Source organism: Embleya sp. NPDC056575 (genome assembly GCF_042793325.1).
GTDB lineage: Bacteria > Actinomycetota > Actinomycetes > Streptomycetales > Streptomycetaceae > Embleya.
In genome coordinates, this window is the sequence record NZ_JBHTVA010000034.1 from 57,931 (window position 1) to 80,286 (window position 22,356).

Annotated in this window: 8 protein-coding genes; 4 read left to right on the forward strand and 4 right to left on the reverse strand. The window is 71.7% G+C overall.

The genetic code is table 11. The annotated features are described in order from the left end of the window. Nucleotides 1-227: 227 nt before the first annotated feature. The gene (locus ACFRCG_RS26055) at nt 228-13,190 is read right to left on the reverse strand and encodes an amino acid adenylation domain-containing protein (RefSeq protein ID WP_380035581.1); all 12,963 of its coding nucleotides are present in this window, start codon (nt 13,188-13,190) and stop codon (nt 228-230) included. A 376-nt stretch (nt 13,191-13,566) separates the two neighbouring features. On the opposite strand from ACFRCG_RS26055, the gene ACFRCG_RS26060 reads away from it, so the two are divergent. Genes ACFRCG_RS26060 through ACFRCG_RS26070 form a run of 3 tightly spaced genes read left to right on the forward strand, consistent with a single transcriptional unit; the run spans nt 13,567 to nt 17,892 of the window. Then, nucleotides 13,567-14,820, forward strand: a complete 1,254-nt coding sequence (locus tag ACFRCG_RS26060; RefSeq protein WP_380035702.1) for a LeuA family protein — start codon at nt 13,567-13,569, stop codon at nt 14,818-14,820. Next, a complete protein-coding gene (locus tag ACFRCG_RS26065; RefSeq protein ID WP_380035584.1) occupies nt 14,804-16,789 on the forward strand; it encodes an aconitase family protein in 1,986 nt (661 codons plus the stop codon). The genes ACFRCG_RS26060 and ACFRCG_RS26065 overlap by 17 nt, the downstream gene beginning before the upstream one ends. After that, the gene (locus tag ACFRCG_RS26070) at nt 16,786-17,892 is read left to right on the forward strand and encodes an isocitrate/isopropylmalate family dehydrogenase (RefSeq protein ID WP_380035587.1); all 1,107 of its coding nucleotides are present in this window, start codon (nt 16,786-16,788) and stop codon (nt 17,890-17,892) included. Before ACFRCG_RS26065 ends, ACFRCG_RS26070 begins: the two co-directional genes overlap by 4 nt. A 92-nt stretch (nt 17,893-17,984) precedes the next feature. On the opposite strand, the gene ACFRCG_RS26075 is transcribed toward ACFRCG_RS26070, so the two are convergent. Next, nucleotides 17,985-18,452 (reverse strand): hypothetical protein, encoded by a 468-nt coding sequence (locus ACFRCG_RS26075; RefSeq protein WP_380035590.1) that lies wholly within the window; start codon nt 18,450-18,452, stop codon nt 17,985-17,987. 144 nt (nt 18,453-18,596) lie between these two features. On the opposite strand from ACFRCG_RS26075, the gene ACFRCG_RS26080 reads away from it, so the two are divergent. Further along, nucleotides 18,597-19,109, forward strand: coding sequence for a DUF6229 family protein (locus ACFRCG_RS26080; protein WP_380035593.1), 513 nt, complete (start codon nt 18,597-18,599; stop codon nt 19,107-19,109). On the opposite strand, the gene ACFRCG_RS26085 is transcribed toward ACFRCG_RS26080, so the two are convergent. Both ACFRCG_RS26085 and ACFRCG_RS26090 read right to left on the reverse strand, forming a co-directional pair. Beyond that, nucleotides 19,012-21,150 carry an HAD-IIB family hydrolase gene (locus tag ACFRCG_RS26085; RefSeq protein WP_380035596.1) on the reverse strand — a complete coding sequence of 713 codons (2,139 nt, stop codon included), beginning with the start codon at nt 21,148-21,150 and terminating at the stop codon, nt 19,012-19,014. The two genes, ACFRCG_RS26080 and ACFRCG_RS26085, sit on opposite strands and share 98 nt — an antisense overlap. Nucleotides 21,151-21,346: 196 nt before the next feature. Continuing rightward, nucleotides 21,347-22,279, reverse strand: a complete 933-nt coding sequence (locus tag ACFRCG_RS26090) for a carbohydrate kinase family protein (RefSeq protein WP_380035599.1) — start codon at nt 22,277-22,279, stop codon at nt 21,347-21,349. Nucleotides 22,280-22,356 lie beyond the last annotated feature (77 nt).

A 22,356-nucleotide genomic window follows, 5' to 3' on the forward strand; every position in this document is an offset into this window, starting at 1 on the left:
CGCGTCGGGACGAAGGGCGTTTCGCAGCGCGGCCGTCGCGCGAGCCTCCGGGCGTGCCGGTGTGTTCCGCGTTCGCCGCTCGGACAGGACGTCGACGGGGATCGAGATCACGTTCCCCGGCTGCGCAACGAACCTAACTCCCCACGGACCGGGCATCCTTGGACCCGATGCGCCGCCCGGCGGACGGAACACGCCAACCGATCGGGGGAGTCGCGACCCGGTGCCGCTCACTCGCCGGTGACCACGCGGGCCACCTCCTTCGCGCGGTCCTTGACGAAGTAGTGGCCCGCGCCGTCGATCACGTGCAGGGTCACGTCGTGGGCGTAGCGCTCCCAGGCGCGGTAACGCGTCGCGTAGCCGTCGGTGAGCGGGTCGTCGGTGCCCATCACCGCCCGGACCGGAGTGCGCAGCCGCTCTCGGTCGGTGGCGCCCTCGCGATGGAACCGCATGGCCTCGGCCATGTCGTGGCGTACGACGGTCAGGACACGGTGACGATCCGTGTCGTCCAGGGCTCCGGAGAAGCCGCCCAGCGCGTGCAGTGTGCCGTAGAGCCGCTCGTCCGCCACGTCCGCCGGCAGGTCGTCGGCCGCGTCGCCCGGTGGGATCGCGGCTCCCAGGACGATCGCCGAGGGGGCGGCGCCGCGGTCCTCGAGGTGGCGGGCCACGCGGACCGCGAGGAGCGTGCCCGCGCAGTGCCCGTAGAGCGTGTACGGGCCGTGCACCGTCCGCACGATCTCCTTCGCCAGCAGCTCGGCGGTCTCGGCCCAGGGCCGCAGTGGCTCGTCGGGGCACACGGGGTCGTGTCCGGGCAGTTCGACGGCCCACAGATCGGCGCTTTCGGGAAGCTCCCGGGCGAGGGCCCGATAGGCGGTGGCGTTGCCGCCGCCGTACGGGACGCAGACGACGGTGTGCTCGGGGACCGTCCCGTCCTCACGCTCGGGGGTCAGGCGGTGCAACAGCCCGGACGCGCCCGTCGTCGAGACCAGGCGTGCGGCCAGTCGACGGGGGGTGGGGTTCTTGAAGACCTCGACCACGGGCAGCCCCCGGCCGATCGCACGGGCCAGCGCGACCGCCTTGAACGAGTCTCCCCCGGCGTCGAAGAAGTCGTCGTCGATGCCCACGCCGTCCTGGTCGAGGTCCAGGACGCGGCTCCACGCCCGGACGACGTGCAGTTCCAGCGCCCCGGAGGGCCCGGCGGCGGCGGGGCCCGACAGGACGCGCGTGGGCTCGGGCAGGGCCGCGTGGTCGAGTTTGCCGTTGCCGGTCAGCGGGATGCGGTCCAGCGACACGAAGGCGGCGGGGACCATGTGGTCGGGCAATGCCCCGCGCAACTCGGCGCGCAGCACGGCCGGTTCGGGCAGGGCCTCGGAGCCGGCCCGCACCACGTACGCGATCAGCGCCTTGTCCCCCGCCGCGTCGACGCGCACGGCGACCCGTGCGTCGGCCACGTCGGCACGCGCGAGGAGCGCCGCCTCGACCTCGCCGGGTTCGATCCGGAACCCGCGCAGCTTGATCTGGTCGTCGGAGCGCCCGACGTACTCCAGCCGTCCCGACCGCGTCCAGCGGGCCAGGTCGCCGGAGCGGTAGAGGCGGCTGCCGCGCGGCCCGTACGGGTCGGCGACGAACCGCGCCGCCGTCAGCCCCGGACGGTTCACATAGCCGCGGGAGAGCTGGTCTCCGCCGATGTACAGCTCCCCCACGACCCCGGCGGGGACGGCACGCAGTGTCCCGTCGAGCAGGCGCACGTCCAGTCCGGGCAGACCGGTGCCGATCACGCTGCCCGCGCCGCCGTGCGCGGGCGCGGGGTCGAGCGGGCCGTGGGTGACGTGCACGGTGGTCTCCGTGATGCCGTACATGTTCACCAACCGTGGGGCGTCGGCGGGGTGCCGCTCGTACCATTCGACCAGCCGCGCCGGATCCAATGCCTCGCCACCGAACACCACCGTGCGCAGGGCCGATCGGCGACCGGGCTCGGGATTCTCCCGGTCCGCGCGGATGAGCTGATAAAACGCCGACGGCGTCTGATTGAGCACCGTCACCCCCTCGCGCACGAGCAGCGCGAGGAAGTCGTCCGGCGACCGGACGATGTCCTCCGGGACCGTCACGAGGCGCCCGCCGTGGAGCAGCGGCCCCCACAGTTCCCATACCGAGAAGTCGAAGGCGGGCGAGTGGAACATCGTCCACACGTCGTCGGCGCCGAAGTCGAACAGGTCCCGGGTGCGGGTCATCAGGGCAAGGACGTTGCGGTGGGTGACCAGGACGCCCTTGGGGCGGCCCGTGGAGCCCGAGGTGTAAATGACGTAGGCCGCGTCGTCGGGCCGGTGGGTGCCGCGCTCGTCCGCGTCGAGGTCGTGGCCCGGCAACGCGGCGAGCGCCGCGTCGGGGCCGGGTCCGCCGATGACCACGCGGGGCGGCCCGGACGGCAATCGCTCGGCGAACGAGGCGTCGGTGACGACGAGTTCGGGGCCCGCGTCGGTGAGGGTGTACACGCTGCGGTCGACGGGGTGGCCCGGGTCGATCGGCAGGTAGGCGGCGCCGGTCTTCAGGACCGCGACCAGCGCGACGATCAGTTCGGCCGAGCGGGGCAGCGCCACGGCCACCAGTCGGCCGGGCCCCGCGCCGCGTCCGCGCAGCAGGCGGGCCAGGCGGTTGGCGGCGGTGTTCAGCTCCGCGTAGTCGAGCGTTCGTGCTCCCCCGGTGACCGCGGGCCGCCGCGGGTGCGCCGCCGCCGTCGCCTCGAAGGCCCGCGCGAGGGTCAGGTCGGGAACGGGGTCGCCGGGGCCGCCCGCCCGCGACCAGGCGCTCAGGCGCAGTCGCTCCCGTGGTTCCAGTACGTCCACCGCGCCGACGCGCCGCGTGGGATCGGCCACGAGTTGTTCCACGACCCGCACGAAACGCTCGGCGAGGCGTTCGGCGGTGTCCCGGTCGAACAGGTCCGTGGCGTATTCGAGGTGGCCGACGATGCCCTGGCCGGCCGCGTCGGCGAAAAGGTTGAAGCACAGGTCGAATTTGGCGACGCGGCTGCGCAGCGGCTCCAGGCCCACCCGCAGCCCGGGCAGGACGAGGTTCTCCCGAGTGAAGTTCTGCCAGGCCAGCATCACTTGCACCAGGGGCGAATAGGACGTCGAGCGCTCGGGGTTGAGGACGTCCACCAGGCGTTCGAAGGGCAGGTCCTGATGGTCGTAGGCGTCCAGCGACTTGCCGCGCACCTGATCGAGCAGGTCCAGGAAGGCGGGGTTGCCCCCCAACCGGGCACGCAGGACCCAGGTGTTGACGAAGAAGCCGATCAGGTCGGCGAGGTTGTCGTCGGTGCGGTTGGCGATCGGGGAGCCGATGGCGATGTCGTCACCGGAGCCCAGCGCGTGCAGCAGGACGGCGAGCGCGGATTGGCACACCATGGACACGGTGGCCCCGCGGCCGCGGGCCAGTTCCTCGACGGCGGCGGCCGTGCGCGGGTCGATGGCGAACTCCACGACGTCGCCCCGGTGGCTCGCGACGAGCGGGCGCGGGCGGTCGGTGGGCAGTTGCAGCGGCTGCGGCAGGCCCGCGAGTTCCGCCTTCCAGTAGTCGATCTGTGTGGTCAGGAGGCTGTCGGGGTCGTCGGCAGAGCCGAGCAGTTCGCGCTGCCACAGCGTGTAGTCGACGTACTGTACGGGCAGTTCGCGTTGGCGCGGTGCCTCGCCGCGCAGGCGGGCGGTGTAGGCGGCGGACAGGTCCCGGGCCAACGGCGCGAGGGACTCTCCGTCGGCGGCGATGTGATGAATCATCAGCAGGAGGACGTGCTCCTCGGCGGCGAGGCGCACGAGCGTGGCGTGCATCGGGATCCGCGTGGCCAAGTCGACGGGGCGTGACGCCGCCGAGGCCGACACCTCGTCCAGGTCCCGAGGCGCGACGTCGACGACGGGCAGGTCGATGGTCGCCTCCCCGGCGTCCAGGACGTACTGGTGCGGCTCGCCCGCGGCGTCCTCGGGGAACAGGGTGCGCAGGCTCTCGTGGCGCCGCACCACGTCGCGAAGTGCCTCGGCGAGCGCGGTCGCGTCGAGCCGGCCGGTCAGGCGCAGCGGGAACGGTGTGTGGTAGGTGCCCGATCCGCCCTCGAACTTGTCCAGGAACCACAGGCGGCGCTGCGCGAAGGAGAGCGGAACCGGCTTGGGGCGCGGTGCGCCGGGCCGCAGCGGGGCACGCCTGCGGGGGTCGTGCGGCAGGTGTTCCACGAGTTCGACGACCTTGGGGGCCGCGAACAGCACGCGCAGCGACAACTCGATGCCGAGCACGGAGCGCACCCTGCCGGCCAGGCGTGTGGCCAGCAGGGAGTGGCCGCCCAGGTCGAAGAAGTCGTCGTCGATGCCGACCCGGTCCAGGCCGAGCACCTCGGCGAACAGTCCGCACAACAACTCCTCCAGCGGGGTGCGCGGGGCCCGTCCGGTGGCTGTCGGCGCGAAGTCGGGGACGGGCAGGGCTCGCCGGTCCAGCTTTCCGTGGGGTGTCAGGGGCAGTGCGGCGACGGCGATCACGGCGGCGGGGATCAGGTGGGCGGGCAGTCGCTCGCCGAGCCGGCCGCGGAGCGAGCCGACGAGAGCGCCGACGCGGGACGCGGCGGACGGGTCGGTGGCCAGTTCCCGATCGGGGCGGGCGGTGGACGCGGGGCACAGGGCGACGGGCCCGTGGTCGCGCGGGAGGAGTACGACGTCGAAGCGTTCGGCGCCTGTCGCGGACCCGGTGAGCCGCGCGGTCGGGATGCGCTCGGCCGCCCAGGCGAGCACGTCGTGCGGGTCCAGGGCTTCGCCGGTGGCGTCCGGGTGCCCGGCGACGGGGCCGGGCGGGCTCCCGGCCGTGGGACCGGTCAGGCCCAGCTCCGCCGCCAGTGCCGCCTCGCCGCCGAGCCGGGCGTTGGGGATGCCCGTGACGACCAGCGCACCCTCGCCTTCGCGCGTGCGCCACAGCCGGTCCAGGTCGTTCAGGTCCACCGCCCCCGGGCCCCACGGCACGCGCGGAACGTCGTCGAGAGCGACGGCGTCGGCGGGCGGATCCGGGCGCAGGACGACGTCGTAGCGGTGTCGGGTGAGTTCGTTGTGGACCCGGCCGGGCTTGAGCGCGACGTCCACGCTCGCGACACCGTGCCGTCGGGCCCAGCGGGTGAACCACTCGGGGTCCAGGGCCAGTTCCGGTTCCAGCAGGATCGCGCGCCGGATCGCGGTGCGGGCCGACGCCGGGGAGTCGTCCGGACGCCGGGCGCGCTGCGTACCGGCGCGGAACAGCCACAGCGTGGCCGCGTCGCGCACGTCGCCGACGAAGAGCCGTCCGCCGGGCGCGAGCAGCGGCAGGGCCTGGGTGAGCACTCGGTCCAGGTAGTCGGCGTCGGGGAAGTACTGCGCGACGGAGTTGAGTACGACGACGTCGAAGCGGCCGTGCGGCAGGCCCGTCACGTCGTCGGCCGCCTGGTGGCGCAGCGTGCACCGGTCGGCGTACCCGGCCTGTTCGACCTCGCCGGCGAGCCGTTCGATGGCCTCGGCGGACAGGTCGGTGCCCCAGTACTCGTCGACGCGCCCGACGATCGCCGACATCAACAGGCCGGAACCCACCCCGAGTTCGAGCACGCGGCGCGGTTCGTCCCCGGTGATGCGGTCCACCGTCGCGGCCCGCCACTCCCGCATGTCGGACGGCGGGATCGGCCGGCCGGTGTAGCTGGACTCCCAGCCGGAGAAGTCCTCCCCCCACGGGGCGCGCGCCTTGGCGTAGACCCGGTCGTAGATCTGCTCCCAGCCGTGGATCCGCTGTGCCCGGTCGATGGCGGGGGGAAGGTCGGCGCCGGGTACCACGTACCCGACCAGGCGACGCTCGCCGGTGCGGTCCGCGACGATCGTCACGGCGGACTGCGCGACGCCGGGGTGGGCGCTCAGCGCGGCCTCGACCTCCCCCGGTTCGACGCGGAAGCCGTTGATCTTCACCTGGGAGTCGGCGCGGCCGCGGAAGTCGAGCCGCCCGTCGGGGGTACGCACGACGATGTCGCCGGTACGGTACATGCGCTCCCCTGGGGGCCCGAACGGGCAGGCCACGAAGGACCGGGCGGACCGGGCGGCGCGCCCGAGGTAGCCGCGGGCCAGGCCGGCGCCCGCGAGATACAGCTCGCCGGGGACCGAGTGCGGGACGGGCCGCAGGGCCGTGTCCAGGACGTAGGCGCGGGTGTTGCTTCGCGGCCGGCCGATGGGCAGCCGGTCGGGCACATCTGCGGCGGCGGGGATGGGGTGGTAGATGGAGAAGCTGGTGGTCTCGGTGGGTCCGTACGCGTTGAAGATCCGGATGCCGGGGCAGGCGGCGGCGACCCGGGCCACGGCGGTCGGTGACACCACGTCGCCGCCGACCAGGATCTCGCGCAGGCCCGCGAAGCTCTCCGGCTCGCTTTCGGCCACGACCTTGAACAGCCCGGCGGTGAAGCACGCGAGCGTCACTTCCCGCGCGGCGACGAGAGCGGCGAGCGTGGTGGTGTCCAGGGGGCCCGGCGGGGCGAGGACGAGGGTGCCGCCGCGCAGCAGCGGGGTCCACAGCTCGTAGGTCGAGGCGTCGAAGGCTTGCGCGCAGTGCATGAGGATCCGCTCGTGCGCGCCGTTCGCGAAGCGGCGGTCCAGGGCGAGGCTCGCCACGGCGCGGTGCGTGACGGCGACGCCTTTCGGGGTGCCGGTGGAGCCGGATGTGTACATCACGTACGCCAGTTGGTCGGGGTGGTGCCGCCGCCGCGGGGCACGATCGGCGGAGCGCGCGATCTCCTGTTCGACGGCGGGCTCGTCGATGATCAGGAACGGGCTGATGTCCGACGGGAGTTCCGCGGCGAGCCGGGTGTCGGTGAGGACGAGGGCGGGGGCGGCGTCGCGCAGCATGAACGTGAGCCGTTCGGCCGGGTAGTCCGGGTCGAGGGGCACATAGGCGCCCCCGGCCTTCAGGATCGCGAGCGTGGCGACGATCAGGTCGGCCGAACGCGGCAGCGCCAGCCCGACCGGCGTGTCCCGGTCCACCCCTCGTGCGGCGACGACCCGGGCGAGCCGGTTGGCGCGGGTCTGCAACTCCGCGTAGGTGAGCTGTCGTTCGCCGTCGACGACGGCGACCGCGTCCGGGGTCTCGGCGGCGCGTTCGGCGAACAGCTCGTCGAGGGAGGTCTCCGGCAGTGCCGTCGCGGTGTCGTTCCAGTCGGTCAGGAGTCGGTCGCGGACGGCGTCGGTGACGATGTCGATCGTGCCGACCGGCGTGTCGAGGTCTTCGGTGAGACGGTGCAGGATCCTCGCGTACGCGGCGACGATGTCGGCCGCGCGCTCGCGGTCGAAGAGGTGCTTTTGGTATTGGACGGCCACTTGCAGGTGCGGTTCGGCGAGGGCGACGACCGCCATCGGGTAGTGGACGCCGCTGAGCGGGCTCAGGCCGGTGATCCGCATCCCGGCGGCCGATGTCGCCTCGCTGATGGCCGCGCTGTCGACGGGGAAGGACTCCAGGACGACCATCGTGTCGAACAGGGTGCTCAGGCCGAGGTCCTGCTGGATGTCGAGGAGCCCGTGGTGCTGGTGGTCCAGCAGGGCGCCCTGTCGGCGGTGCAGTCCGGTCAGGATGTCGCGCGGCGTGCGGCCGGGGGCGCAGTCGACGCGCACCGGAAGCGTGTTGATGAACAGGCCCACCATCGAGTCGATCTCGGGAAGCTCGGGCGGCCTTCCGGAGACGGAGGTGCCGAAGACCACGTCCTGACGCCCGGTCAGCCCGGCCAGGAGTACCGCCCAGGCGCCATGGAGCAGCGTGCCGGCCGTGACCCCCAGTTCGGCCGCCGTCCGGGCGAGGTCACGCGCGGCCTGCGGCGACAGGGGCACCTCGATCAGCCCGATCCCCGCGCTGTGCCCGTCCGCGGGCGCGTCGGGGACCAGCAGGGTCGGTTCCTCGATCCCGGCCAGTTCCGCGGCCCAGGCGTCGGCCGCCGCCCGCCGGTCCTGCCGCGCGAGCCAGGACAGGAAGTCGCGGTAGCCGCGCACCGGGGGCGGCGCCGTACCGTCGCCCGCTGCCGCGTACAGCCGCGGCAGTTCCTTCATCAGGAGTGGCACGGACCAGCCGTCGAACAGTATGTGATGGGCCGTCAGGACCAGTTCCCAGCGGTCCGCCGCCAGCTCGACCAGGGAGAGGCGCAGCAGCGGTGGCGTCGCCGGATCGAAGTACGTGCCGTGGTCGGCGGCCAGGAACCGCTTCAGCTCCTCGTCCCGGCGTGGCGTGTCCAATGTGCTCAAGTCCAGGTGATGCCAGGGCAGTTCCACCCGTCGCGGCACCACTTGGCGCCACTGCCCCGACCTGTTCGCGGCGTACGCCGCGCCGAGGTTGGGATACCGGTCGAGCAGGGCCTGCCCGGCCGCGCGCATGCGTTCCGGGTCCACCTCGCCGGACAGGTGGAAGGTGAGTTGCATGTGGTACGCGTCGAAGGAGGCGCTGCCGGTGAGCATGGTGTGGAACAGCAGACCGGACTGCATCGGAGTCAACGGCCAGACGTCGATCAGCCTTCCGTATCGCGCCTGCAAGGCGTCCAGTTCGCCCTGGTCGATGTCCACGAGCGGGGTGTCGGACGGGGTCGACCCGCCCGCGTCGGGGCGGCTGCCGTGGTCGGCGAGTGCTTCCAGCGCCGTGCGCCACAGGTCCGTGACGTCCTGTACATCACGGTGGGACAGCAGTGTCTCGGGGTAGCCGATCCCGGCCTTGAGGCACGGACCCTCGGGTGATGCGTCGACGTACGCGGTGATGTCCAACGAGGCGAGCGCGGGCATGTCCGGGTCGGGCCCGGGGGTGAGGTCCGTGGTGCCCGCGCTCGGCGTGAAGCCGAGGCCGTCGGAGGTGTTCCCGGCCACGGCGGGCGAGTTCACGTAGGTGAAGGCGATCTGCCCGGTGGGGTGTCGGCGCAGGGCTTCGCCGGTCTCGGGGTTGAGGTGACGCAGCAGGCCGTATCCGATGCCGTTGTCCGGGATGCCCGCGAGTTGTTCCTTGACGGCCTTGACGGCGGCTCCGGCGGCCGGCCCGCCCGCGAGCGCTTCGTCCACGTCGATCCCGTGCACGTCGAGGCGGACGGGGAACACGCTGGTGAGCCGGCCCACGGTGCGGGACGGATCGGCGCCCGGCACGGTCGACTCCTCCCGGCCGTGGCCCGCGACCCGCAGCAGGAGCGAGGTCTCGGCGATGCCTCGCCGCTTGCGCCACCGAGCCAGTGCCAGCGCGAGCGCGGTGAGCAGGCCGACGTCGACACCGCTGCGGAACGCGGTGGGCAGGGTGGTGAGCAGCGCCCGCGTGCGGGGTGCGGACAGTTCCAGGTGTATGTGGCGGACTGTGGACCTCACGTCGAGGGCCGGGTCGAAGGGGCGCGGGCCCAGGTCGGGGTCGGGTCCCGTGACCACGCTTCGCCACAGGGCGAGTTCGCGGGTGCGCCGGGGCGAAGCCGCCTCCTCGGTGAGGGCGTGCGCCCAGCGGCGTACCGAGGTGGCGACCTCGGCGAGGCGCGGCGTGCGGCCGTCGCGGACCTGCTGCCAGGCGGCGGCCAGGTCCGGGAGCAGGATGCGCCAGGAGGCGTCGTCGACGACGAGGTGGTGCAGGACGACGCTCAGCCGGCCGGCGATCGACGGGCCCGCGTCGAACCACACGAACCGGGCCATCACCCCGGCCGCCGGGGCCAACCGGTCGGCGGCTTCGTCCAGTTCCGTGCGCGCCCGGTCGGACCAGTCCTCACCCCAAGCGCCGTCGACAAGGACCCGGCGGATGAGCCCCGCCGCATCGACCGCGCCGGGCGGGGCCACGTCGAGCCCCGGCCCCGCTTCGCCGTTCACCAGGGTCGAGCGCAGCACGTCGTGCCGGTCGACGATGGCGGCCAGCGTCGCGACCAGACCGGCCTGGTCGATCCCGACGGGCAGATCGACGGTCGTCGTCGTGGCGAACCGGCCGTGCGCACCACCCGCTTGCAGCATGTGGTGGGCCACCGGGAGAAGCGGCGCGAAGCCGACACCTCCACCCGCCGACTCGGCGAGTACCGGCGTGTGCCGCACGTCGTCGGCCGCCCGGGCGAGTTCGGCCACGGTGCGGCATTCGAAGATCTGCCTGGGTGTGACTTCGACGCCCTGTGCCCTGGCTCGTGAAACGACCTGGATCGAGCGGATGCTGTCGCCGCCGACGGCGAAGAAGTCGTCCTCGACGCCGACCCGTTCCAGGCCGAGTACGTCCGCGTACACCCCGGCGAGCACTTTCTCCGCGGGAGTACCCGGGGCTCGGTAGGCGCCGACGGTGAACTCCGGCTCGGGCAGGGCCCTGTGGTCCAGCTTGCCGTTCGGGGTCAGCGGGACCCGGTCGATCAGCACGAACACCGACGGCACCATGAACTCGGGCAGTCTGGCCGCCACGAATCGGCGCAGCTCCCGCGGCGACACCGTCCCCACCAGGTCCAGGTCCAACTCGCCGAGGCCGGCCGCGGCGCCGAGGCCGGACGAGCCGACGCCGTCACCGACGGGCACCGCGTAGCCCACCAACTGCGGCTCGCCGGTGCGGTTGGCACCGACGACGACCACGGCCTGTGCGACACCCGGGTGTGCGGTCAGGGCGGCCTCGACCTCGCCGGGCTCGACCCGGATGCCGCGGATCTTGACCTGGGCGTCGGTGCGGCCGAGGTAGTCCAGTTGCCCATCGGCGTTCCGGCGGGCAAGGTCGCCGGTACGGTACATGCGCCCACCGGGCGGCCCGTAGGGATCGGGGACGAAGCGCTCGGCGGTCGGGCCGGGACGGTCGCGGTAACCCCGCGCGACGTTGCCCGCCACGTACAACTCGCCCGGCAGGCCCGGCGGTACGGGCGCCAGACCGGGGCCCAGTACGTAGGCGCGCATATTGCCCAGCGGCACACCGATCGGCGCGGTCACCGCTTCGGGCCGGTCCTCGCCGACCGTGTGGGTGGTGGCGTAGAAGGACTCGGTCTGGCCGTACGCGTTGACCACGCGTACGCCGGGAATGGCCTCGCGCACGCGCCGTACCAGCGCGGCCGGCAGTGCCTCGCCCGCCAGAACGACGACATCGGCCCGCAGACCGTCGCCACACCGGTCCAACAGCGCGGCCATGACGGACGGAACCGTGCTGATCACACCACCCCGCCAACCGCCGCGCTCGGCGATCGTCGGCACGTCCGGGACGACCTCGACCGTGCCACCGGCGGCCAGGGTGGTGATCACCTCGAAGACGGAGACGTCGAAGCCGATGGAGGTTCCCGCGAGAGTACGGGTGCCCTTGTCGATACCGACCTCGTCCTTCAGGCGCAGCACGCCGTTGACGATGTCGCGGTGGGTGAGCGTCACGCCCTTGGGCGTTCCGGTGGAGCCGGACGTGTACATCACGTACGCGGCGTTCGCGGGCCGTACCGGCGCCGGGACCGGGTCCGGCTCCGGGACCGCGCTCGTGAAGTCGACGTCATCGACCAGCAGAAGCGGGGTCCCGGTCCGCGGGAGGGCGGGAGCCGTGTCCGCGTCGGTGAGCACGAGTGCGGGGCGCGCGTCGGCCAGGATCAGGCCCGAACGCGCGCCGGGATACCTGGGATCGATCGGCAGGTAGGCGGCACCCGACTTGAGTACGGCCAGCATGCCCACGATCAGCTCGATCGAGCGTGGCAGCGCCAGCCCCACCAGGGTCTCCGGGCCGATGCCCCGGCCGGTCAGCTCCCGGGCGAGCCGGTCCGAGCGCGCCTCCAGCTCGGCGTAGCTCACTCGCCGGTCCTCGAAGACCACCGCGACCGCGTCCGGATCCGCCGCCGCCCGTGCCAACAGTTCCGGAACGCTCACCTCGGGCAGCTCGACCGCCGTGTCGTCGGCGATGCCCGGTGCCTGTTCGCGCGCACCGGGCCCCAGCAGGTCCAACGAGCCGATCGCGGCGTGCGGGTTTTGTGCCGTGCCGTTGATGCAGGCGACCAGGGTGTCGGCGAAACGACGCACGTCCTCCGCGCTGTACAACGTGCTGTTGGCGTCCACCCGGATGTGCAGGCCGTTCCTGGCGTGGCCGTCGTAGTAGACGGCGAGGTGCAGGTCGTCGAAGGCGCCCCAGGAGAAACCGGTTTGCGCGTGCGCGGTCGCACCCGCGTAGTCGACCTCCGGTGTGACGAAGGGGAGGATGCTGAGGGTGACTCCGAAGGGGCTGGCGACCGACCCCACGTCGGCTCTCCCGGCCGCTGAACGGATGTCGGAGACCTGGTGAGCGGAGTGCCGCCCGATCTGCCACAGCTCGCGGGAGACCGTGTGCGCGAAGTCTCGGAACGGCGTGGCCAGCGGGGCGTGCGCGCGGAAGGGCACAGTGGTCGACTGCGAGCCGTAGAAGTCCCTCGCGGCCTTCGTGCGGCCGAGGGCCATCATGGAGAAGGTGAAGTCCCGGCGCCCGCCGACGTGCCGGAAGTACACGGTGGCCGCGGCGGTCAGGAAGGCGGGCATCCGCACGTCGATGGAGGCGGCGGCCTCGAACCACGCGTCCGTGTCCCGTGTCGGCACCGCCAGTGTGTGGTGCAGCACCGTGGGGCGGCCGGCGCTGCGTTGCCCCGGCAGCCGTAGCGGTTCGGGGGCCTCGTCCAGACGCGTTCGCCAGAATTCGGCGTCCTTGGCGAACTGGGGAGAGTTCCGGTAGCGGAGGTCTTCCAGGCGGATCAGCTCCGGTCCGCCGTGGGAGCGCTCCGGTATCGGCACATCGTGCTTCAGGGCCCGGTAGCACTCCGCCACGCGGAGCGGCAGGAGCCGGGTCAACGTGTAGCCGTCGGCGACGGTGTGATGGGCGGCGAGGAACACCAGGTGACGCGACTTCGACACGCGGACGACCCCGGCCCGGAACAGGAGGTCGTGTTCCAGATCGAACGGCTCTCGCTCGATGGCCTCGGCCCATGCGTGGGCCGCCGGTTCGGGGTCGGCGGCGGCGCTCGCGTCGTGGAACGACGGCGTCCAGGTGTCCGTGTCGCCCTCGCGGAGCACTTGCCGCAGCTCGTTCCCGAACTGCCGGAAGTTCACCCGTGCGGCGCTGTACTCGTGGAAGACGACGCGCAGCGCGGCGCGCAACAGCTCCAGGTCGACATCTCCCGCGATGAGCCATCTGCACGCGGGGATGTTCGGCACATCCGGCGTGATCTTCTGAGCCAGCCACAGGCTCTCCTGCGCTTGTGAAACGCCAATGGAACGCACCGGATTCGGCCCCCTCGTAAAGACGCGTCGGAATGACTCCCCGAATTCGGAATCTTCCGTTCCGGAACTCGGCTCCACCGACCGGCCGATCCCCTGGGAACATGATGCGAGAAAGCGAATTCGGCGCAACTTCGCACGCGTCGCAAGCACGGCTTTCACCGTGGAATCCTTTGTCCTGTCACAGGACAGATCCGGAAAAGCGGATGCGGTCCGTCCGCATCATCTCCGGCGGGCGCAATCGCCGGCACGTCTCGAACCATTGATTCCCCGGATGGGCGTCCCGGATCCTGTCACGGTGCATACTCCGGCGCCCTTGGTGTGCACCCCGGTCCCGCCAAGATCCCACCCCGTCGAAAAGGAGGTCGAATTGAACGGCATGACCGGCCGGAGCGGGTATCCGAGCCCTGACATCTGGTTCAACTGGAACACCATGGTCGTCGACGCCGCCCCGCACCCTGCGGCGTACTCCGGAACGTTCTTCGACGAAACCCTCCGCGATGGAGTGCAGGCGCCCCACATCAGAAATCCTTCGCCGGCCGAGAAACGGGCCCTGGTCGATCACATGGCTCGCGCCGGGGTGCGATCCGCCGACCTGGGTTTCCCCGGGGCCGACCCGGAGGCACTTCGTGAATGCGTGGCTCTGGCCCGGCACATCATCTCTTCCGGACACCCGATCGTCCCGGGCTACGCCGGCCGCACCCACCCCGCGGACATCGCCGCGATCCGGGAGATCGCGGCGCGGGCCGAGACCGCGGTGGACGCCTACGTCTTCGTCGGTGTGAGCCCCATCCGGCAGTACGTCGAGGACTGGAGCATCGCCGGCATCCAACGCAACATCGTCGATTCGGCCGCGGCCTGCGTCGACGGCGAGGTCGACTTCGTCCTGGTTCTGGAGGACGCGGTGCGGTGCACCCCCGAGGTTCTCGGGCAGGTCTACGACGCCGCGATCGATTCCGGAGTGACCCGGCTGACCCTGTGCGACACCGTCGGAGCGGCCCGCCCGGAGGGTACGGCCGCGCTGCTCCACTGGACCTTCCGGTACTTCCGGAACCGGCAACGAACCGTCGACCTGGAGTGGCACGGTCACAACGACCGGGGGCTCGCCCTCGCCAACTCCCTGACGGCGCTGGCCCTGGGCTGCACCCGGGTGCACGGCACCATCCTGGGAATCGGAGAGCGCGCGGGGAACGCCTCCCTGGACCAGCTCATCGTCAACAGCCATCTCGACGGGCACGGAACGTACGACCTGAAGGCGCTCAGGCAGTACGGCGAGTACGCGGCGGACGTGCTCGACGTGGACATCCCGCAGAACTACCCCGCGCTGGGCCGGGACGTCTTCAAGACCAGCGCCGGTGTGCACGCCTCCGCGATCCTCAAGGCGCACCTGAAGGGCGACACACTCGTCAAGGACAGCGTGTACTCCAGCGTCCCGGCCGGTTACCTGGGCCGCGAACAGGAAGTGCTGATCGATCGGGCGTCGGGCACCAACAACGTCCGCTACTGGCTGACCGTCCACGGCTACGACAGCACCGACGCCTCCCTTCTCAAGAAGATCCTGGACGGCTCCAGGACCCATCCCGGTCCCCTCACCGACGAACAGATAGGGCGGATCATTGCGACAGCGGAGTGACCCCCGGGAGGACGGATCCAAGGAGCGCCGGATCCGCCCGCGCGGCAACGTCCTCGTCCTGACCCAGGACACCGACGTCGTGGCCGCCCAGTTGTCGGGCGGTGCGACGCCCGGCGTCGCCGAACTTCTGCGCGCGCCGCTCATGGACAACGTCTCCACCGACGAGATCATCCCGGGCTGGTGCTGTTACTGGTACGACGAGAAGCTCGGTGACTACGCCTACCTGGGACTGCGGGACAAGAAGGTCGCCGAGGGCGCCCTGAAGTCCTTCGCGCCCCGGATCATCGTCAGTGGCGAGGCGAAGGGCTGCGGCTCCTCCCGAGAACACGCCGTCTACGCCGAGAAGTACGCCGGCGTCGAAGTCGTCTTCGCCCGGTCCTTCGAGCGCATCTACGAGCAGAATTGCCGCAACGTCGGCATCGTCACCTGCACCGACTTCGACCTGTTGAAGGCGCTCCTCGACGGCGAGGAACCCCCGCTCGCGGCGTTCACCCGACGTGCCAACGCCATCGAGCGCGCCATCGTCGACCTCGGGGGCCTGTTCGGCTTCAATCGCCGAGGCTGCGGCCACGCCCCCGACTTCGCGCCCGCCCGCCCGCTGAACGTCGTGGAGAAGATCCTTCAGCGTGCCCTGTCACCGCGCAATCCGCTCCCCGGGAACGCCTCGGTGCGCGTCGGCGAGTCGTACTTCGTCACGACGGACGTCCGGTTCTCGCACGAGTACGTCACCCCCATGGCCGCGGGCATGTTCACGCGAGAGTTCGGACCGCACGCGCGGCTCGAACAGCCCGACACCTGTTACTTCTTCCAGGACCACCTCTCCCTGGCCGCCCCCGTCCTACAACGCCGGGAGAACGGCGACCGGCTCATCGCCCGGGTCGAGGATCTGGGGGTCCGGCAACGGGAGTTCGCGGAACTCGGCGGCGGACACTTCGTCGGGCCCCGCGAGGGGGGCGGCAGCCGGGCGATCTGTCACAACCACATCCTGGAGCACGTCGCCCGCCCGGGGGACGTGATCATCGGCACGGACAGCCACACCTGCACGGCCGGCGCCGTCGGCGCGCTGGCCTTCGGGGTGGGCGCCACCGACATCGCCAACGCCTGGTACAACCGCGAGACCCTGGTGAAGGTGCCGGCCGTCGTCCGGGTCGAACTCGACGGCGCGCTGCGCCCGGGCGTCTGCGCCAAGGACGTCATGCTGGGCCTGCTGGTCCACCCCGGAATCGAGGGGAGGCGGACCCTGGGCAAGGTTTTGTTGTTCACCGGCTCCGGCGTGGGGTCCATCGGCGTGGACGAACGCGCCACCCTGTGCAACATGGCGGTGGAGGCGGGGGGCATGACCGCGTTGTTCGAAGCCGACGACGTCACCCACGCCCATCTGGCCCGCCGCGATCCGGCGACTCCCGCCACCGCCGCACCGTCCTCGGACCCCGGCGCCCGGTTCGATTCCACCGTCACCGTGGACCTGGGCTCGATCCAGCCCATGGTGGCCCTGCCGGGAGACCCGCGCAACGCCGTCCCGCTCGCCTCGGTGCGCGAGGAGGTCCGCGTCGACAAGGTGTACGGCGGTTCCTGCACCGGCGGCAAGGCCGAGGACATGGACATGTACGCCGCCGTCTTCAGGATCGCCCGCGACCAGGGACGATCGGTACCCGCCGAGGTCCGGGCGTACATCCAGGTCGGCAGCGAGGCCGTACTCGAGCACGCCGCCGAACGCGGTTATCTCGACCTCTTCGAGCAGGTCGGCGTCACCGTCCTGCCGCCCTCCTGCGGCGCCTGCATCAACGCCGGTCCGGGAGTCTCGGAGCGGCCCGACGAAATCACCGTCAGCGCGCAGAACCGCAACTTCCCCGGACGGTCCGGACCCGGGCAGGTCTACCTGGCCTCCCCGTACGTGGTCGCGGCGAGCGCCATCGCGGGACGGCTCAGCTCCGTGGAGGACATGCTCGCCACCGGAGCGCGGACATGAAGATCGCGGTGATTCCCGGGGACGGAATCGGCGGCGAAGTCGTCCCGGCCGTGCTGCCCGCGCTCGAACTCCTCAGCGACCATTTCGGGTTGGACCTCTCGTACCGCGTCTTCGACTGGGGCGCCGAGCGGTGGCTGGCCGAGCGGGTCGGTCTGCCGGCCGACGCGCTCGACCTGCTCGCCTCCGACTACCCCGCCATCCTCCTCGGCGCCCTGGGCGACCCCAGGATCCCCGACATGGCACACGGTCGCGACATTCTGCTGGGCCTTCGTCGCGGCCTCGACCTCTACGTCAACTACCGACCCTTCACCCCTCGCGGCAGCGACCGGGCGATCGCCCTGTTCCGGGAGAACACGCAGGGCCTGTACGCCGGAGTCGGCGGCACCGTCTCGCACGGGAGACTCCCGGCCGTGGCGATCGACGAATGCGTGTACACCCGGGAGACCGTGGAGAAGTTCCTCCGCTACTGCCTGCGCACCCTGAGCGAGAGCGGTCGCGAGCGGGTCACCCTGGTGCACAAGAGCAACGCCGTCCCCCACACGGGTCGCCTCTGGCAGGGGGTCTTCCGAGCCGAACTCGCCGGTTTTCCAGCGCTGGTGGGCAGTGAGGAGTACGTCGACTCCTTCTGCTACCACCTGGTGCGCGACCCCTCGCCCTACGAGGGCATCGTCGCCTCGAACCTCTTCGGCGACATCGTCAGCGACATCGGCGCGGCCCTGATGGGCGGACTCGGGCTGGCCGCGAGCGCGAGCGTGTGCCCGGAGACCGGCTGTGCCCTGTTCGAGCCGGTACACGGAAGCGCGCCCGACATCGCGGGTCGGGGCATCGCCAATCCCTATGCCGCGGCTACGGCGGTCGCCCTCATGCTCGACCATCTCGGCCACCCCCGGGCGGCGGCGCCGCTGCGCCGGGCGCTGGCCGCCGCGGCGCGGACCGACTCCGCCACCCCGGACCTGGGCGGTCACGGCACCACCGGCACATTCATGGCGGACGTCATGACCCGGCTGGAGAAGGCTCTCGCCGACGACGGGACCGAGCCCCGGGCCATCCACCGATGCGAAAGCAGTGCGATGCCTGCGCCAGGCCGTACTGCAACGTCGTGAAAAAGCCCGGAACCCGAAACTCGATCACGCGGGCGTCCCCTTCGGCGAAACCGAAGGGGACTTCGCGTGGCCGCGTGGCATTCGATCGCACGCTACGCGCCGATGCGCGTGGTGCTCCAGCCGCTCCAATTACCGTTGGTATAGCGGTGGTCGTAGTAGCGCCTGCCGTTCATACCGATACAGGTGACGTTGAAGGCCCAGCCGTTGACGTCCCAGACGTCCATGGAGCTGTTGCCGGGGCTGGTGCAGTAGCCGTTGTCCAGGTGCTTCCACCCGCTCAGGCCGGAGTCGGAGCCCCACTGGGTGTAAGTGCCGTGGTTGGTGCCGATGACGAAGGCTTGCCAATGCCCGTTGGGCAATTTGATCTTCACATCGCTGTTGCAGTAGAACGAGCCGCCCCACGGGGCGCCGTAGTGACACCACGGGTCGCTCGAGCTGGTACCGACGTCGCCCGGGTCCGACGCGTCGGCGGACGCAGGGGACGCTCCGACCAGTGAAATCGCCGACAGGGCGAGGCCGGAAGCCACGATGCCCCCCATTTTGCGTAGCTGCAATGCCATGGAAACTCCCTGATTGCCGGGCGACTCGAGATTCGGGTCGCCGTACGCCGTACGGTCCGTCCGCCGGAATTTCGCCCGGCGACATCGCCATCGTGGCGCCGGGTCGCCGCCCACGTCATTCGCACAGCGCGCCTCGTCGTAGGCATGGAGCGCACTCCGGGTCGCCGGCGATCGTCGTCCGCGCGTACTCGGCGAGCACGGCCGAGGCTTGGGCGTGTCCGTCGGGGAAGACGCCGGGCGGGCGCTGTGGCGCCCCGAGGCATGCGGAACCCGGCCGGCTCCCTCTACATCGGTGGGGCCGCGACCGAGCGGGGACTGACGGAGATCGACGTCGCCGCCCAGAGCTGCGGCACCGTGTGTTCGATATTGCGCACCCGCATGTGTTGCCGAGCAATCCGAGCATTTTGTGCCGGCACGCCGGACGGCGTGATGGAAACCGTGCCGGGCGGGTTCGCCGCCACGTGCCCACTCGGGCTCTGCGGCGGGGGCAGAGCGGCGCCGGTGTCGGCGGTGGCCTGGATGGGCGCCGACCGGGAACGGGCCTGTGGGCGCCGTCGGTTCATGGTGACTCCCCTGGTCGGCGGGGGTGGCGCGGCCCGGCCGGGAGCACGATGGTGGTGGGGGCCGGTCGGGCGGGGCCCCGGATGGCGGCGATGATCCCGGCCGCCCAGTGGCGGGGGTGATCGTGGCCGAGGGCCGCGTCCAGTCGCATCATGCGGGCGCGGCGCTCCCGTCGGGGCATGCGCAGCGCCCGGCGCAGGACCCGCACCAGGTCCGCCGGTGAGTGCGGGTCCGTCAGGAGGGCGCCGCAGGCCAGTTCCTCGGCCGCGCCGGCGTGGCGGGAGAGAACCAGGACCCCGGATCCGTGCGCGGCGGACTGCGCCGCGGCGAATTCCTTGGCGGTGAGGTTCATTCCGTCCTGGAGCGAGGTCACCCAGAACACGTCCGCGGCGAGGTAGTGGTCCACGATCTCGTCGAAGGGCAGGTTTCGCGGGTGGTACTCGATCGGTTGCCACGTCGTGTTGCCGAACCTGTCGTTGATGTCGGCGATGCGGTGTTCGAGCGCGGCCCGGGTCGCGTCGTGGACGACGATGCCGGGCTCCGGTGGGGGGCAAACGAGTCGAAAGCGCAGGCGGCCCCGCAGGTCCGGGTCACAGGCGAGGAGTGCGCCGACGGCGTCGACCTTGCGCTCGGGGGCCTTGGCGTAGTCCAGGCGCTCGACCGCGAGGACCACGTGGCCCGCGGCGGACGGCGAGCGGGGTGCTCTGGCCCGGACCCGGGCGTCGATCGCGTCGCGGTCGACACCCAACGGGTGCACGCCCACGCTCGGCGTGATCCGGGTCCTGCCCAGTGTGGCCCGGAAGTTGGCGGCGAAACGCGCGGTTTGGAATCCGGCCCAGTCCAGCGTCGTCAGGGAGGCGCGCACCTCCGCCGCGACGGGCAGCGCGGCGAAGACCGACACCGGGGGAAACGGTGTGTGGTGGAACAGGCCCGTGCGCAGATCGGGTCGCAGGGCGCGCAGGAGTCCCGGCACGAGCCACAGATTGTAGTCGTGCAGCCAGACGGTGCCCCGTTCCGCGGCGCGGTCGGCGATGTGTTCGGCGAAGCGGCGGTTCACGGTGCGGTATCGGTCCCAGGCCGCGTCGTCGAAGCGGATGCGTTCGGGTTGCGACATCAGCGCCGGCCACAGTGTCTCCTTGCAGGCACGGTGGAAGTACGCCGACCACGTCGAGGCGTCGAACGGCTCCAGGGACAGCACGGGGCCGGGGGCCCTCGGCTCCGGATCGGGCGGCGTCTGTTCGGCCACCGACCCGGTCACCGACCCGGCCACCCACAGGGCCGAAACGTCTCGGGCGTCCGCGTGTTCGGTGCCCAGGACCGCGCACAGTGTCGGCAGGATCCCGTTCGGACTGGCCGGGGGCCGCCACCCGGCCGACGTCCATTCCCGGGGTGGGCGGTGATAGCCCACGACCACCGCGTGCCCGGGCTCCGTCCAGCCCAGGTTCGCGAGTCCGGCGAGGATGCCGGCAGCGCCGTGCCGCTCGGCGCGGTACACCTTCTCGTCGCCGGCGAGCGCCCGCTCCAGGCCGGGCTCGGAGCCGGCGACCACCACGCCGTGCGCGCCGATCTCGAACATCGACAGGTCGTTGAGCGAGTCGCCGGCCACCAGGATGTCGTCCCATGCCCAGCCGTGCCGCCGTGCCAGCGCCCGTACCGCGGCGCCCTTGCCCGCTCCGGGTGGCAGGACGTCGAAGTAGCGATCGGCCGAGTACGCCCACGAGCAGCCCAGCGCGGCCACCGCGCGCGTGAGTTCCCCGGTCAGGGCTTCGGGGGGCAGGTGAAACGAACACCGTCCCTGTTGGGCCACTTCCTCCTGGTACGCCAGGGCGGGGAAACCCGAGAGCGCCGCACGGACGCGGGCCGCACCGGGCCAGCCCTCGCGTAATCGGGACTGCAGGTCCGCCACCGGGCTCAGGTCCGTGCCGTCGGCCACGGTGGCCCCGACATCGGCGACGATCCACCGCGGCCTGGGCACGAGCGGATCGTCGAGCACCCGACGCACCGAGGACAGTGCGCGGCCGGTCGCGAACACCACGGTGATCTCGGGATGACGCGACAGGACCCGGCGCAGCCGAAGGCGCTCGGTGTCCGTCCCGCCCAACAACGTGCCGTCCAGATCGGTGACCAGGACCCTCATCGGCGCTCCCCCACTCGATACGGACGCCACGAGATACCCCGTGTACGAACCGCGCGACTCCGCCGGCCGGGAAGCCGAGTGCGCCCCGCGGCTCGGGAGCGCGCTCGGGCGACGGCGGTGCGAACGCCGACACGCGTAGAACGAAGAACACTGTAGGGAGTCGGCGACCGCCGGGGCGATACCCGGGCTGTCGTGCTCAGTTCGACGTCACGGGTTCGACCATCGCGAGCCACGCGGACAGTTCGCCGACCGTGACGGCCCCGCCCGATCCGGGCGAGGTGGCGGCCGCCGATCCGCAGGCCACCGCCGCGGCCAGGCACCGGGTCGCGTCCCAGTCGGCGAGCAGGCCGTGGACGAATCCGGCGTTGAAACAATCGCCGGAGCCGGTGGTGTCCACGACCCGAACCGGCACCGCGGGAACGGCGAACCGACGCCCGTCCCGCCGGACGACCGCGCCCTGTCCACCACGCTTCATCACGACCGTGGGGACCAGTGCACCGAGAGCCGCGGCCGCGTCGTCGGCCGTGGCGGCCCCCGTGAGCCGTAGCGCCTCGTCCACGTTGGGCGCGAAGACGTCCACCTGCGCCAGGACGTCGCGCACGGTCGGCGTCTCCAGCGTGACCGGGACGTCCTGGCAGTCCATGAAGACCGACGCGCCCGTCGCGCGTACCGCGCCCAGTGTCGCCGCCACGCCCGGGCCGTGGCGCAGTTCGGGCAGGACCAGGATCCGCGGCCGGTACGCACGGACCAACTCGTCCACCGGGCGGGGCGTCAACGGGTCCCGGAAGCTGACCATGGCCCGGTCCGCGGCGTACGACAGCGCGACCGTGACGCTGCGCAGCGGCCGGGCGTGGTGGCGGAATCCGGACTCGTCCAACCCCGCCGCTCGGGCCCCGGCCAGGACGTGCCCGCTGAACTCGTCGTCGCCGAAGTCGGTGGCCCACACCACGTCGTTGCCCAGCCTGTGCAGCGCCAATGCCGGGTTGAAGGCGCCGCCGGGCAACATTGCGAAGCCGCCGGCGAACGTCTCGCGTCCCACTGCCGCCTCACCCGGCAGATCGCGGAAGATCAGGTCGGCGAAGTACGCTCCGGCGACCAGGACTTCACGACTTTCCTCGGAGATGCCCACGCCCGCATCATCTCGCCCCGAGAGATTGCTTGTATATACGATTATCAGACAAATGGCCTATCGGAATGAAATTGCCG